Origin of the sequence: Pseudomonas sp. 31-12 (assembly GCF_003151075.1) — a bacterium.
Taxonomy (GTDB): Bacteria; Pseudomonadota; Gammaproteobacteria; order Pseudomonadales; family Pseudomonadaceae; genus Aquipseudomonas.
Map to the genome: position 1 here is coordinate 667,563 of NZ_CP029482.1, position 13,144 is coordinate 680,706.

The 13,144-nt window shown below is 62.6% G+C and carries 13 protein-coding genes; all 13 read right to left on the reverse strand.

Annotated elements, in window-relative coordinates:
• Nucleotides 1-18 precede the first annotated feature (18 nt).
• Genes DJ564_RS03125 through DJ564_RS03185 form a run of 13 tightly spaced genes read right to left on the reverse strand, consistent with a single transcriptional unit; the run spans nt 19 to nt 13,034 of the window.
• A complete protein-coding gene (locus DJ564_RS03125) occupies nt 19-1,245 on the reverse strand; it encodes a beta-ketoacyl-ACP synthase (protein ID WP_109627602.1) in 1,227 nt (408 codons plus the stop codon).
• Complete coding sequence (gene fabG / locus DJ564_RS03130; protein WP_109627604.1) at nt 1,245-1,973, reverse strand: 3-oxoacyl-ACP reductase FabG; 729 nt, start codon at nt 1,971-1,973, stop codon at nt 1,245-1,247. The genes DJ564_RS03125 and fabG overlap by 1 nt, the downstream gene beginning before the upstream one ends.
• Entirely contained in the window at nt 1,973-2,431 is a 459-nt protein-coding gene (locus tag DJ564_RS03135) for a hotdog family protein (RefSeq protein WP_109627606.1), read from the reverse strand. The genes fabG and DJ564_RS03135 overlap by 1 nt, the downstream gene beginning before the upstream one ends.
• Entirely contained in the window at nt 2,428-3,624 is a 1,197-nt protein-coding gene (locus tag DJ564_RS03140) for a beta-ketoacyl-[acyl-carrier-protein] synthase family protein (protein WP_109627608.1), read from the reverse strand. Before DJ564_RS03140 ends, DJ564_RS03135 begins: the two co-directional genes overlap by 4 nt.
• Nucleotides 3,621-4,103 carry a hypothetical protein gene (locus tag DJ564_RS03145; RefSeq protein ID WP_109627610.1) on the reverse strand — a complete coding sequence of 161 codons (483 nt, stop codon included), beginning with the start codon at nt 4,101-4,103 and terminating at the stop codon, nt 3,621-3,623. Before DJ564_RS03145 ends, DJ564_RS03140 begins: the two co-directional genes overlap by 4 nt.
• The gene (locus DJ564_RS03150) at nt 4,100-5,347 is read right to left on the reverse strand and encodes an NAD(P)/FAD-dependent oxidoreductase (protein ID WP_109627612.1); all 1,248 of its coding nucleotides are present in this window, start codon (nt 5,345-5,347) and stop codon (nt 4,100-4,102) included. The genes DJ564_RS03145 and DJ564_RS03150 overlap by 4 nt, the downstream gene beginning before the upstream one ends.
• Nucleotides 5,334-6,494: a sodium:proton antiporter gene (locus DJ564_RS03155; protein WP_109627614.1), complete on the reverse strand. Its 1,161-nt coding sequence runs from the start codon at nt 6,492-6,494 to the stop codon at nt 5,334-5,336. Before DJ564_RS03155 ends, DJ564_RS03150 begins: the two co-directional genes overlap by 14 nt.
• Nucleotides 6,491-8,830: an MMPL family transporter gene (locus tag DJ564_RS03160; RefSeq protein WP_109627616.1), complete on the reverse strand. Its 2,340-nt coding sequence runs from the start codon at nt 8,828-8,830 to the stop codon at nt 6,491-6,493. The genes DJ564_RS03155 and DJ564_RS03160 overlap by 4 nt, the downstream gene beginning before the upstream one ends.
• Nucleotides 8,814-9,416 carry an outer membrane lipoprotein carrier protein LolA gene (locus DJ564_RS03165; protein ID WP_109627618.1) on the reverse strand — a complete coding sequence of 201 codons (603 nt, stop codon included), beginning with the start codon at nt 9,414-9,416 and terminating at the stop codon, nt 8,814-8,816. The genes DJ564_RS03160 and DJ564_RS03165 overlap by 17 nt, the downstream gene beginning before the upstream one ends.
• Nucleotides 9,413-9,838 (reverse strand): thioesterase family protein, encoded by a 426-nt coding sequence (locus DJ564_RS03170; RefSeq protein WP_109627619.1) that lies wholly within the window; start codon nt 9,836-9,838, stop codon nt 9,413-9,415. Before DJ564_RS03170 ends, DJ564_RS03165 begins: the two co-directional genes overlap by 4 nt.
• Entirely contained in the window at nt 9,831-11,375 is a 1,545-nt protein-coding gene (gene hutH / locus DJ564_RS03175) for a histidine ammonia-lyase (RefSeq protein ID WP_109627621.1), read from the reverse strand. The genes DJ564_RS03170 and hutH overlap by 8 nt, the downstream gene beginning before the upstream one ends.
• Nucleotides 11,356-12,303 (reverse strand): glycosyl transferase, encoded by a 948-nt coding sequence (locus DJ564_RS03180; protein WP_109627623.1) that lies wholly within the window; start codon nt 12,301-12,303, stop codon nt 11,356-11,358. The genes hutH and DJ564_RS03180 overlap by 20 nt, the downstream gene beginning before the upstream one ends.
• Entirely contained in the window at nt 12,300-13,034 is a 735-nt protein-coding gene (locus tag DJ564_RS03185) for a glycosyltransferase family 2 protein (protein ID WP_109627624.1), read from the reverse strand. The genes DJ564_RS03180 and DJ564_RS03185 overlap by 4 nt, the downstream gene beginning before the upstream one ends.
• Between the last annotated feature and the right edge of the window lie 110 nt (nt 13,035-13,144).

The window sequence follows — 13,144 nt, forward strand, 5'->3', positions numbered from 1 at the left end:
GGTTGTGTCTTTCGTTGCTTACGACCAGCGACGGAAAATCAACGAGGTGTTGACGCCACCAAACGCAAAATTGTTGTTCATCACGTACTCGTTGCTCATCTGGCGGAACTCGCCGCGCAGGTAGTCGAGCTTGCCGCAATGCGGATCGACCTCGTCGAGGTTGAACGTGTGCACGTACAGGTCGCGGTTCATCATTTCGATGCTGAACCAGGACTCCAGCGCTCCGCAGGCACCCAAGGTGTGACCGAGGAAGCTCTTTTGCGAACTGATCGGCATGTGTTCGCCGAACAACGCGCTGGTGGCCAGTGTTTCGGCAATATCGCCCTGTTCTGTGGCGGTGCCGTGACCGTTTACGTAGCCGATGTCTGACGGCTGCAACCCGGCGTCTTCCAGCGCCAGTTCCATGGCCCGGCGCATGGTGGCCTGCTCTGGACGCGTGGTGTGCTGGCCATCGGCGTTGCTACCGAAACCGACGAGCTCGGCATGGATGTGCGCGCCGCGTGCCAACGCATGTTCGAGCTCTTCAAGCACCAACATGCCGCCGCCTTCACCGATCACCAGGCCATCGCGGTCTTTGTCGTAGGGGCGCGGGCTGGTTTGCGGGGCGTCGTTTTTCAGGCTGGTGGCGTAGAGCGCGTCGAAGACCATGGCTTCGGTCGGGCAGAGTTCTTCGGCACCACCGGCAAGCATCAGCGGCAGACGGCCGAATTTGATCGATTCGTAGGCGTAGCCGATGCCCTGGCTGCCGCTGGTGCAGGCGCTGGAGGTCGGGATCAGTCGACCGGTGAGGCCGAAGAAGATGCTGATATTCGCCGCGGTCGTGTGCGGCATCATCCGCACGTAGGAGTTGGCGTTCAGGCCCTCGGCCACCGAGTTGAGCAGCATGTTGCCGAACGCCTTGATCTCGTCGGTGCTGCCGGTGGACGAGCCGCAGGCGACGCCCATGCGCCCGTCCTTGATGATCGGGTTACCCAACAGTCCGGCGTCGGCCAGCGCCTGTTCAGACGCGCCGACGGCCAGGCGCGAGACCCGGCCCATGCTGCGCAGCTGCTTGCGGGTCCAGTGGCTCGGGACCTTGAAGTCGTCGATGGGCCCGGCCAGACGCGTGTTGAGTTCGGTGAACCGATCCCACTCGTCCATCCGGCGAATGCCGCTGCGGTTGGCCGCGAAGTGGCCGGCGATGGTGTCCCAGTCGCTGCCCAGTGAAGTGATGCCGGCCATGCCGGTGACGACGACGCGCTTCATCAACACAGGCCTCCGTTGACGGCCAGAACCTGCCGGGTGATGTACGACGCTTCCGCCGACATCAGGAAATTCACCGCGCTGGCCACCTCTTCCGGGGTGCCCATGCGCTGTGCGGGAATCATTTTCATCAGTTCTTCCACCGGCACGTTTTCGTCGAGCATGGCTGTGTCGATCAGGCCGGGTGCGACACAGTTGACGGTGATTTTGCGCTTGCCCAGTTCGATCGCCAACGCTTTCGCCGCGCCGATCAAACCGGCCTTTGAGGCGCTGTAGTTGACCTGGCCACGATTGCCGATCAACCCGGAAACCGAGGTGATGCAGACAATCCGTCCGGCAGCACGACGACGAATCATCGGCATCATCACCGGGTGCAGCACGTTGTAGAAACCGTCGAGGTTGGTGCGCATCACCACATCCCAATCATCCTCGCTCAGCGCCGGAAAAGCACCGTCGCGCGTCAGGCCGGCGTTTAGCACCACGCCGTAATAGGCGCCATGAGTTTCTACGTCGGCGTCGAGAATGGCTTTGCAGCTGGCGCGGTCGGAGACGTCGAATTGCAGGACGCGGGCATTGCGGCCCAAGGCTTCGATTTCAGCCTGCACTGCGATGGCCTCGGCCAGGCCGCTGCGGCAATGCAACACGATGTCGTGCCCGGCCTGGGCCAGACGCAATGCGATAGCGCGGCCGATGCCACGGCTGGAACCGGTGACCAGTACGGACTCAGTCATCACTGGGCTCCTTGGGATTCATGAAGGTATTGAGCGGCCTGAGGCGGGCGGAACACGTTCAGGCGGGCGGTGGCGTGAATGCCGGGGGCGTTGATGTGGCATTCGAACACGCCCATGCCGTTGTCGTCTTCCAGCGAGCGTATGCCGTGGATAGTCAGCTCGGTGCCCGCGGGGAAGTGCTCCACGTTGCATTCGAATTTACGGGTGCCGAGCAGGAAGCCCAGCGCCACCGCATCACCGCGCTGGCGCGCATGGCAACCGGCGTAGGCCGCGACACTCTGGGCCATCAGTTCAATGCCGACCCATGCCGGCAGGCTGCCGTCAGGACGGTTGAACAGGCCATCGGGCTTGACGGTGAGGCGGGTGTGGATCTGCTCGTCATCGAACGCCAGGATCTGATCGATGAGGATCATGTCGCCAGCGTGCGGCAGCAGTTCGGCGAGCGGCCAGTCAATCATGGGGCATCTCCGATAATCAGGCTGACGTTATTGCCACCGAAAGCAAAGGAATTGCTCATCAGGTAGCGAGGTGCAATGGACGTCAGGCGATCGGCCGGGGTCACCCATTGCAAGGCCGGCAACTCTGGGTCGGGCTGACCGTCCCAGACGTGGGGCGGCACGAGGTTTTCCCGGTTGTCCGTGCTCAGGCTCAACCAGCAGAACGCCGCTTCCAGGGCGCCGGCAGCGCCGAGCGTATGTCCGGTCATCGGCTTGGTGGAAGAGCAGGGCACGCCATGCGGGAACAGGGCCGAGACTGCCAGGCTTTCCATTGCATCGTTGTGTTGGGTCGCGGTGCCGTGCAGGTTCAGGTAGCCGATTTGTTCGGGCTGCACATTTGCGCGGCTCAGGGCTTTGCTCATCGCTTGCAGGGCGCCACGGCCGGTTGGTTCCGGCGCCGAGATGTGGTGCGCATCGGAACTGGCGCCGCTGCCGAGCAGGGCAATCGGTTGGCTGTCGCCGGCCTTTTTGCTCATCAGAAACAGCACGGCGGCTTCGCCGATATTGATGCCGTTGCGGTTAACCGAAAACGGGTTGCAGCGCTGCTCGGACACCGCTTCCAGGGCCGAAAAGCCGTTGAGAGTCAGTTTGCACAAACTGTCGACGCCGCCACACAGCACGGCATCGCACAAGCCCAGGTCCAACAGGCGCTGGGCACTCATCAACGCCCGGGCGCTGGAGGTGCAAGCGGTGGAGATCACATACGCCGGACCGCTCAATTGCAGCCAGTCGGCGAGGAAGTTGGCCGGCGCGCCGAGTTCCTGCTGCTGATAATCGTAGTCAGCGGGGAATTCATGTTCGCGGATGTAATGGGCCAGGCCACGGCTGGCCTCATCGATGCCCGAGGTGCTGGTGCCCAGAATCACGCCGATACGGTCACGGCCGTAAGTCTGGATCGCTTGATCAATCTCGTCACGAATTTGCAGCGCGGCTTCCAGCAACAGTTGGTTGTTGCGGCTGCTTTGCTCAGCCAGTTCCGGTGGAATTGGCGCCAGTTCGCCACGCACCGCCGCCACCGGCAACGACCGCTCCGGCACCCAGCCGGACTCGCTGCGCATGCCGGAGCAATCGCCGGCAAACAGGTTGCGGGCGACTTCCCGTTTGTCGCGACCCAGGGCGCAGATCACCCCGAGGGCATTCAGGTAGGCAGTCATGGCATTTCACCGCTCAGAGGCGTGACCAGGTACTTCGGACCTTTAGGCAGGTTCAACTCAAATCTCAGTGGTTGCGAGTAATGTACGTCCCAACGCGCGGGCAGGGAACGTTGCGATCCATGTTGCCAGGCGTCGGGGTAGTTGCCCTGCAACTCGCCTTGCGGGGTCAGCGCGAACAGCAACGCGGCGAACAATTCCCGTGCTTCCGGATTCGGCGGCAGCAGGCCGTCGGCTTGCCACTGGCCATCGATCAGTTTCTGGCGTGCCTGCGGAATGCCCAGCAAGTCCATCATCGACCAGCGAATGCCAGGGCCTTCGCGCGCAATCACCAGCACCCAGTCCTGACGTTGATCAGCCACTAAGCGCTGAATGTGCAATTGCTGCGGCAACGGCAGGTTTTCAGTTTGCCCGGGCAGCGGCGCCTGGCTGGCGCAAGCGCTCAGCAGCAGGAGGCAACCCAGAAGCAGGTAACGAATCATGAGACATCTCTTGCGCAGAGTTCCGACAACACGCGCAGCCGACGCTTGGGTTCGCTGACGAACGGATTGCGCTCGTCCCAGGCATAACCGGCGAGGATCGCACTGATCATACGGCGGATATCCGCTGAGCTGCCCGGATGGTAAATCACATCCTGGAAGGTCCCGGCGTACCAGCCTTCGACGTAGCAGCGGAAGGTGTCGACGCCACGCTTGAGCGGCGCGGCAAACTCGGTCTGCCAGTCGACGCTTTCACCTTGCAGTTGCCGATGCAAAACGCCGGCGGCCATGCTCGCCGAACGCATGGCGATGGTCACGCCGGAGGAGAACACTGGGTCGAGGAATTCTGCGGCGTTGCCCAGCAGCGCGAAGCCCGGGCCGTGCAGGGTTTTGACGTTGGCCGAGTAACCGCCGATGGTGCGCGCCGGCGTGTCCCACACGGCATTTTTCAGCACGCCAGCCAGGCTTGGGGTTTCAGCGATGAAGCCACGCAGGCAATCGTCCAGATTCTCCATGCGCCCTTCGAAATGTTCGGCGGCCGCGACCACGCCCACCGAGCAGCGGCCGTTGCTGAACGGAATGGTCCAGAACCAGATGTCGCGATGGATCGGGTGGGTGGTGATGAGGATTTTTTCCCGCTCGAAGGTCGGGCTGTCGATATGGTCTTCGATGTGGGTGAACACGGCCTGGCGCACCGGGAAGTTCGACGGCGCCTCAAGGTCCAGCAGGCGTGGCAGCACGCGACCGTAGCCGCTGGCATCGAGCACAAAATCCGCTTCGACGCGGTACTGGCTGCCATCCTCGCGCAGCACATCAAGCTGTGGTTTCGGCAAGTCGAAATCGGCGCTGACGATGGCTTCGCCATAACGAACGTCGACGCCTTGCAGCGCGGCCTGATCGGCCAGCAGTTTGTCGAAATCGGCGCGTTGCACCTGGAAAGTCGTCGGTTTGCCGTTGCTGAAGGTGTCACCGAAATCAAAGGCGCTGTAGTGCTCACCCCAGGCGAACGCGGCGCCGTTTTTCATCTGGAACCCGGCGGCGTTCACGGCCTCGAGCATGCCGGCTTCTTCGACGAAATCCAGGCAGTGCGACAACAGGCTTTCACCGATGGAAAACCGTGGGAAGTGCTGGCGTTCGATCATCAGCACGTCGTGGCCTTTGCGCTTGAGCAGCGCGGCGGCAATGGCGCCCGAAGGACCCGCGCCAATGACAACAACCTGGCGACGTTCCATTTCAACTGTTGGCACGGGGGCTCCTTGCCGGGGCGGCGAGATTCAAAGGGGTTTGGTGCATGCCGGCGAGTGCCGGCAGCAGCGTAGCGATCAGGCCCATCACCATCAGCGCGAAGTACAGCGCGGGGCTGATGAGCTGTTGTTGCAGCAGCAGGTTGAGAAAGACGATCTCGCTCAACCCGCGAATATTGAGCAGCAGGCTTTCGCGCCAGCGACTGGCGCCTTCAAACGAAGTACCGGCCCAGCCGAGGCCGAGCCAGTTGCCCAGGAGTTTGCTGGCAATCGGCAACAGCAGCAGCGCCGCCAGCTGCACCCAGCCGAGGCTGGCCATGGCGGCATGGACATTGATCTGCACGATGCCGAACGTGAGGATCAGCGGGATGGCGATCCAGGTTTGCAAACGGATCATCCAGATCGCCGGCAACGGCAACCCCAGCGGCACTTTCAGTGCGGCCATGCACAGCAGATAACCGATGCCGAAAATCAGGGCATTGAGCTTGAAGTGTTCGGCGACCACCAGCAGCGCGAAGAAGCAGCCGCTGTGCAGCAACGGTTGGCGCAAACCCAGCAAACGCAGGAGCAACGGCAGGCAAGCGCCGGCCAGCGGCAACAGCAGACTGCTCAGGTGCAGGCTGCCTTGGGCAAAGCCGAACAGCGTCCAGCACGTCAGGTCGATGAGGATCGCGGTTTGCACCAGGCGACGGGTCGCAGCGGGCGGGTAGTTGATGTGGCGCAGGTACAAAAACAACACCGGAATGGCGGTGATGGCGAACACCAGGCCCACCGCCAGCGAACTGATCCACGGTTGCGGCGGCAGCAGCCACACCGAAGTGACAAGCCCGCAGGTAAACGGAATGCAAAAACTCGGCAGGGCGATTTTCAGGCTCTGGCGATCCAGCCGCAGGTCGATCACATCGCTGAGGATGTTTCCCAGCAACAAGGCAAAACCGAGGCTGTAGAGGTTTTTCAGCCACACTGGCGAGATCAGCTCGGCGCCGCTGAGTTGCCAGCCCGGCTCGATCCAGAAGTACATCAGCAGCGGCAGGCCGAAAGTCGCCAACAGCAATTGGCTGACGATCGGGATCAGACCGAAGTGCCGACCCACGCGGGTGGCGACGGCAAACATCGCCAGGGCCATCAGCCAAAACAGGGCGATCATCATGCGGCTGGCTCCACGACGGTGGCGGCATGCACTTGGCGTCCGGCCCATGGCGCCAGGATGAAACTGAAGGCCAGGCCGAGGCTCACCGACAGACCGAAGTTGCTCACCGCCGGTGTGCTGGACACCGCCAGCAAACCGAACGACAGCCACGTGGTCACCGCCGCCAGCAAGGTGCCCAGCAGGCTCACAGCAGCGCCGCCGACCTGTTCGCGCATGAGGATCGCGTAATCGACGCTGATCGCCGTCACCAGCAACAGGCCGAACAGGCTGAACAGGGTCAGCGGTTGACCCATCCAGCCGAGACTGGCGAGGCTGCATAGCGCAGCAAGCAAAGGCAGCGAGACGATGCGCAACGCCCCACCGAAGCCGAACGGCAGGATCAGCACCAGCACGATCAACACGCAGGAAGCGAGTTTCAATTCTGCCGCGCTGATCTGGGTCGCGGCGAAAACGCTGTTTAATTCACCGAGGCGGTCGACCAGTTCGACGCCCGGCAAATCCAGCGCCTGAACGCGCAGCAGCGAAGGGTTGTTCAGGCCTTGCAGGCTGACCATTGCCGCCACGCCGTCATCGGTCGGCCCCAGCCACAGGGTGCGATAAGGTTCCGCCAGCGGCCCGACAAGCGATGCGTCGATGTCTTCGACAGGCAGCGCCTGCAGCGTTGCAAGCTCCGCCTGCAGCGCTTCTGCCGGCACGCCGAGGTCGAGCAAGGGCTGCCAGAACTGCGGCAACTTGCTCAACGCGTCGCGCACTTTGCGCTGATCGCTCGGTTGGCTGACCAGTTGATTCAGCGACAGGTAGCCTTGGAGTTTTTCCAGGTTGACCAACTGATCCAGGCGCTCGCTCAGCGCGGTTTGGCGTTCGAGCAGTTCCTGCTGATTGGCCGCGCGCACCAGGAAGAACTGGCTGGTCGGTTGATAGCCGGTAATGCGCGCAATGGCCTGGGCTTCGTCAGTCAATTGCTGGGGCGCGCCGATCCACTGGCGGATATCGTTTTTGCTCTCGAGCTGCAACAAACCGCCGGCGCAGAAAGCAATCAGCAGCGCCAATAACACTGGCGTACTCACGTGCTTGAGCAGCGCTTCACGCAGGTTCAGCAAACACTCGCAGACACGCAGCGGCCAACGCGCCGGCCGCAGGTTCACGCCCTTGAGCAGCGCAGGCAGCAGGCACACCGCTGACAGGTAAGCGCCGAGCAGGCCGGCGGCGGAGAACACGGCAATCTGGGTCAGGGCCGGGAACGGCGTCCAGGCCAGGGCCAGGTAGCCGATGCAACTGGTGATCAGGCTCAGCGTCAGGCCCGGCAGGGTCAGGCGTAACGCCGGCCAACTGTTCCAGGGTTTCAGGCTCCAGCTTTTCGACAGGTAATGCAGCGGGTAATCGACGGCCACGCCGATCAGGCTCGAACCGAGTACCAGCGTCATCACATGCATGTGGCCGAACAGCGCCACGCACGCCACCGCACCAAACAGCATGCCCACCAGCACCGGAACGAAAGCGAGCAAGACACGCCAGCGCCGGAAGGCCAGTAACAGCAGCAACAGAATGCCGACGGTGGCGCCGCCACCGACCCACGTCATCTCGCGGGTGGCTTGTCGCTGACCGTTGGCCGCATACAGCAAACCGCTGGCAGCGAGCAGTTGCACGTCGGCCTGGGCGGCTTCTCCGCGGCTATGTTCGAGCAAGTCCGCCACTTGCAGCGGCAGGCTCATGTCGAAGGCGTTGCCCGTGGTTTTTGCCCGCAGCAATACCCAACTCTTGCCGTCGGCATCGGCCACCAGCGCTCCGCTGCCGATGTCCAGTTGCACGGCGCCGTGTTGCGGCTGGCTGTTCTGGATGCGCCCGGTCAGGCCCAGCCAGTCCTCCTGGCTCGGTACCAGGCTGAAACCGGTGAACGGGTCGAACAGCGCTTGCACGCGCTGTTGGATAAAGGCGTCGGGATGGTCGATCAGTTGCTGGCGGTCCATCGCCGAGAGCATCGCCAGTCGGCCTTGCAGCAGTTGCGTGCGCAGTGCCGGCAAGTCGGCTTGCAGGTTCCACTGGACCTTCTCGAACAAACCGCTGGCCTGCCACCGCTCGCCCAGTTTCTGCGCCATGGCGATGGCTTGCGGGCGATCTTTATGGCCGACCAGCACCAGCATTTCGCGGTTCAGCGGTTCTTGCATGCGTTGTTCGGCGCGCAATTCCAGCGCGTCCGGCGCGGTGCCCGGCACCAGTTCCATCAGGTTGGCCGACAGTGGTGCACCGTCACGCCATTGCCAACCGGCGAGCGCGAGCACCGCCAGCAGCAGGGTCAGAAACAACCACGGAAGCTTGCGTTCACTCGGCAAAGTCATGCTGCTCCGCGTCGCTCAACGGTTGGGTGCTGGTGCTGTCCTGCATGCGCAAAAGTGTGCTGTCGCCCTGGGTTTCCAACAGTTCGATGCTGTGCACCAATTCGCTGCCGGTGATGTTGATCTGGTTGAACACCTGCTTGAGCAGCAATGAGCGCGGGATCAGCGTCAGTTTCCAGCTCTGCGCGTCGCCGCTCAGGGACAGTTCGAAGTCCCGTTGCAATCCGCTGCTGTCACCTTGCAGCACGGCGAGGAACAAGCGGTTCTGCTCGGCGCCGGCGCTCTTGCTCGGCAGCATCTGCCAACCGTTGGCGTCACGTCGGGCAATGCCTTTGTCGGTGATGCGGTAATCCTGTTGCAGCGGCGTTTTCAGCAGCCACAGCAAACCGTGGTTTTTCGCGAGGACGAAGGTGCCCTTGCTGGTCAGCGGCTTGGGCAATGCACGCAGGTGTTTTTCCTGAATGAAATTGCCGTGGATCACGTCGGGTTTGGCCAGTTGATCGCTCAGTTGTTGCAAATCGAAGGCGTGAGCAATCGATGACAATCCGAGCAGCGCCAATGCGCCGAGGTATTTGAAAAACGGGTTCATGCCAGCATCCTTTCAACGGCATCGGTGAAGATCTTCGGCGAGGCCAGCTGCATTTCGCGGCTGCTCATGTCGACGGCCACCTGCACGGAACTGGCGCGGGTCAACCGCTCACCGGTTTGCAGATCGCTGATCAGGTAATTGATCTTCAGACGGTTCTCCCACTCCACCAGATTGGCCCGCACATTCAGCTTCTGGCCGAACACGGCGCCACGCACATAGCGCAGTTGCAGGTCGATCACCGGCCAGGCGTAACCCGACTCAACCATGGCGGTGTAGTTGTGGCCGATCTTGTCCAGCAGCGCACAACGGGCGATTTCCAGGTATTTGACGTAATGGCCGTGCCAGACGACGTTCATGGTGTCGACGTCAAAGAACGGCACGAGGATTTCCGTATCGGTGTGAAGCACTCCCTTGCTACGCATGCAGCCTCCAGTGTTGCTCGGCGATACGTTTCAGGCACAGGCGCAATTCGCCTTCCAGCGCACGGTCTTCGATGACCGGCGGGAAGTCCTTGGCCAGCTCTTCGTGCATGGCCGCCAGTGCGGGTGGCAACGGGCGCGCGTCCTCGGCCTTGCTGCGCAGCCACACGCCCTGGTTAGCGGCCAGCAGGGTGGCGGCGGCGACCTGTTCGGTCAGCTCCAGCACACGGATCGCATCGCGAGCAGCGATGGTGCCCATGCTGACCTTGTCCTGGTTGTGGCATTCGGTGGAGCGCGAGAACACGCTGGCCGGCATGGTGTTTTTCAGCGCCTCGGCGGTCCAGGCGCTGGTGCCGATCTGCACAGCCTTGAAGCCGTGATTGAGCATCGCGCGGTCGGCCGTGGCGCCAGACAAGTTGCTCGGCAGGCCATGGTTGTAACGCTCATCCACCAGCAGCGCGAGTTGCCGGTCCAGCAGATCGGCAACGTTGGCCACTAGGTTTTTCAGGCTGTCCATGGCGAACGCAATGTGGCCGCCGTAGAAGTGCCCACCGTGCAACACGCGTTCGGCTTCAGCGTCGATGATCGGGTTGTCGTTGGCGCTGTTGAGCTCGATCTCAATGAACGAACGCAGCCAGTTCAGACTGTCGGCCAGAACGCCGAGGACATGCGGCGCGCAACGCAGGGAGTAACGGTCTTGCAGGCGATGCAGCGGTGCGGTCGGCGCGTCAATTGCCAGATCCTTGCGCAGCCACGCGGCGACTTGCATCTGCCCCGGGTGCGGTTTGGCGGCGAACAGACGTTCGTCGAAGTGCTCGGGATTGCCTTGCAGCGCGACCACATTCAGCGCGGTGATGCGCGTGGCCAGTTGCAGCAGGTAATCGGCGCGGGCATAGGCCAGGCAGGCGAGGCCGGTCATCACGGCGGTGCCATTCATCAGCGCCAAAGCTTCTTTCGGGCGCAGTACCAGCGGCGTCCAGCCGAGTTCACGATGCACGTCGCCGGCTTGGCGGCGTTCGCCCCGGAACATCACCTCGCGCTCGCCGGACAAGGTTGCAGCGACGTAGGACAGCGGCGTCAGATCACCGCTGGCGCCCACCGAGCCTTCTTCGGGGATCAGCGGCAGGATGTCGTGTTCGAGGAACGCCTGAAGGCGCTCCAGCAGTTCCACGCGCACCCCGGACACGCCGTGGCACAGCGACTGCAAACGCGCCGCCAGCACAGCGCGCGTGGCTTGCGCGTCGAGCAGTTTGCCCAGGCCGCAACCGTGGAACGTGTACAGATGACGAGGCAACGCCTCGACGTGATGCAGCGGTACAGCGACCACGCACGAGTCGCCGTAACCGGTGGTCACGCCATAGATCACGCCTTCCTTGTCCAGCAGGGAATCGAGGAATCGCGCGCCCTTGGCGATGCGCTCGCGGTACGCAGGGTCGCTTTGCAACTGCGTCGGCACCTGACGGTTGGCCGCAGCCAGCACGTCTTCTATGCGCAAAGGGAGTTCGCCGAAGGTTACCGGCTCAAGCGTTGGCGTCGTCATCGGTCTTCCAGAAAGGGTAAAAGTTGAACCATTGTCGGGGCGCTTCAAGGCAATAGTGACCCAGGCGTTCGGCGTAGCGGGACGCCCACTGATGAATGACCTGTTCGCGGTCGCTGCGTTTCCACACCACGGCCTCGGTAAACGGTTCGAGGGTGACTTGATATTGGCCTGTCGGTTTCTTCAGGCACATCAGCAGATGGATCGGGCATTTCAGCAAGCCGGCCAGCAGCCACGGCCCTTGCGGAAACGCGGCCTGATGACCGAGGAAGTCCACGGTCACGCTGCGCCCGCCATGCAGCGGCACGCGGTCGCCGGCAATCGCCAGCCACTCGCCGCGCTCCAGGCGTTCATGCAGTTGCAGCATGATCACCGGGTCCAGCTCACTGACCTGAATCAGCCGCAGATTGGTCGCGCCGGCTTCGCCGAGCAAACGGTTGAACTGCTCGGCGTGCTTGGTGTGGACCAGCACGTTCATGGTGACTTTCTCACCGATTTCCGCCAGTGCGCGACAGACTTCGAGATTGCCCAAATGCGCACCCACCAGCATCTGCCCGCGCGTGCCGCGCAGTTGAGTGCGCAGGAGCGCCGGGTCAACGATTTCGATGTGCTCGATGCTCAGCTTGCCGTTCCACACGTCGAGCTTGTCGAGCATCGAATCGGCGAAGGCCATGAACTGGCTGAACACTCGCCAGTGGGTCGGGCGCAATTCAGGGCGAGCGCTCCAGTCTGCGAGGCGCTGCTGGTATTGCCAAGCGCTGCGGCGGGCGCTGCGACCGAACAGGAAAAAGTACAACACGATGCCGTACAGCAGCGGACTCAACAGCCGTCGGCCCAGCACTTTGGCGCCGAACGCGGTGAGTTTCATCAGCCAGAAACTGCCACGCTCCTGACGGTCGGCCCAGTGTTCTTTGTCTGTGTTGATGCTCATGCTCGCCACCGTCGCCAGAGGATCACCGGTGCCCGCAGCAACATGCCGAAGAACAGCCGGGTGTGCATGCTCGAAATCAGCACATTGTCGTGGAACATCCGGAAATGCGAGACACCGTCCAGCGGGTAATGGACCTTGGTCGGCAGCCACTGCATCGGCTGATTGCGCCAGGCCAGGCGCACGAGGATGTCCGAGTCGAAGTCCATGCGCTTGCCGATCTTCGCCGAGTCGATCAGCGCCAGGGTCGGAGGCAAGGGGTAGACGCGGAAACCGCACATCGAGTCGCGGATCTGCAATGACAGCGTGTTGATCCAGACCATCACGTGGGTCAGGTAACGGGCGTACAAGCGGCCTTTCGGCACGCTGGCGTCGTATTGCGGATAGCCGCAGATCACTGCGTTGGGGTGCGCGCGTGATTGTGCGATGAAGGTCGCGACATCGTGCAGGTCGTGCTGGCCGTCGGCGTCCACCTGCAAAGCATGGCTGAAACCCAGGCGCGAAGCTTCGCGCAGCCCGGTCATGACCGCACCGCCCTTGCCTTGGTTGGCGGCGAGGCGGATCAGGTTGACCATTTCACGCTGGGCCAGTTGGTCGAGCACCCTGGCGCAGGGCTGATCGCTGGCATCGTCCACCAGAATGCACGGCAGGCCACTGGCGATCAGCGCGTCGACGACCGTGGTGATCGCGGTTTCGTGGTTGTAGACCGGGATGATTGCGCAGGGGTTATGCATGTTTCGAAACCTCCCCTGAACCACTGTGGCGAGGGAGCTTGCTCCCGCCCGAGTGCGAAGCGCTCGCCATGAAATCTACGCCGGATGGTTTTGGGTCTGCTTCGCAGCCC

Excerpts from the sequence above, each read along its gene's own strand:
- DJ564_RS03125 (WP_109627602.1), bottom strand. The coding sequence starts at position 1,245 with ATGAAGCGCGTCGTCGTCACCGGCATGGCCGGCATCACTTCACTGGGC.
- fabG (WP_109627604.1), bottom strand. The coding sequence starts at position 1,973 with ATGACTGAGTCCGTACTGGTCACCGGTTCCAGCCGTGGCATCGGCCGC.
- DJ564_RS03135 (WP_109627606.1), bottom strand. The coding sequence starts at position 2,431 with ATGATTGACTGGCCGCTCGCCGAACTGCTGCCGCACGCTGGCGACATG.
- DJ564_RS03140 (WP_109627608.1), bottom strand. The coding sequence starts at position 3,624 with ATGACTGCCTACCTGAATGCCCTCGGGGTGATCTGCGCCCTGGGTCGC.
- DJ564_RS03145 (WP_109627610.1), bottom strand. The coding sequence starts at position 4,103 with ATGATTCGTTACCTGCTTCTGGGTTGCCTCCTGCTGCTGAGCGCTTGC.
- DJ564_RS03155 (WP_109627614.1), bottom strand. The coding sequence starts at position 6,494 with ATGATGATCGCCCTGTTTTGGCTGATGGCCCTGGCGATGTTTGCCGTC.
- DJ564_RS03160 (WP_109627616.1), bottom strand. The coding sequence starts at position 8,830 with ATGACTTTGCCGAGTGAACGCAAGCTTCCGTGGTTGTTTCTGACCCTG.
- DJ564_RS03165 (WP_109627618.1), bottom strand. The coding sequence starts at position 9,416 with ATGAACCCGTTTTTCAAATACCTCGGCGCATTGGCGCTGCTCGGATTG.
- DJ564_RS03170 (WP_109627619.1), bottom strand. The coding sequence starts at position 9,838 with ATGCGTAGCAAGGGAGTGCTTCACACCGATACGGAAATCCTCGTGCCG.
- hutH (WP_109627621.1), bottom strand. The coding sequence starts at position 11,375 with ATGACGACGCCAACGCTTGAGCCGGTAACCTTCGGCGAACTCCCTTTG.
- DJ564_RS03180 (WP_109627623.1), bottom strand. The coding sequence starts at position 12,303 with ATGAGCATCAACACAGACAAAGAACACTGGGCCGACCGTCAGGAGCGT.
- DJ564_RS03185 (WP_109627624.1), bottom strand. The coding sequence starts at position 13,034 with ATGCATAACCCCTGCGCAATCATCCCGGTCTACAACCACGAAACCGCG.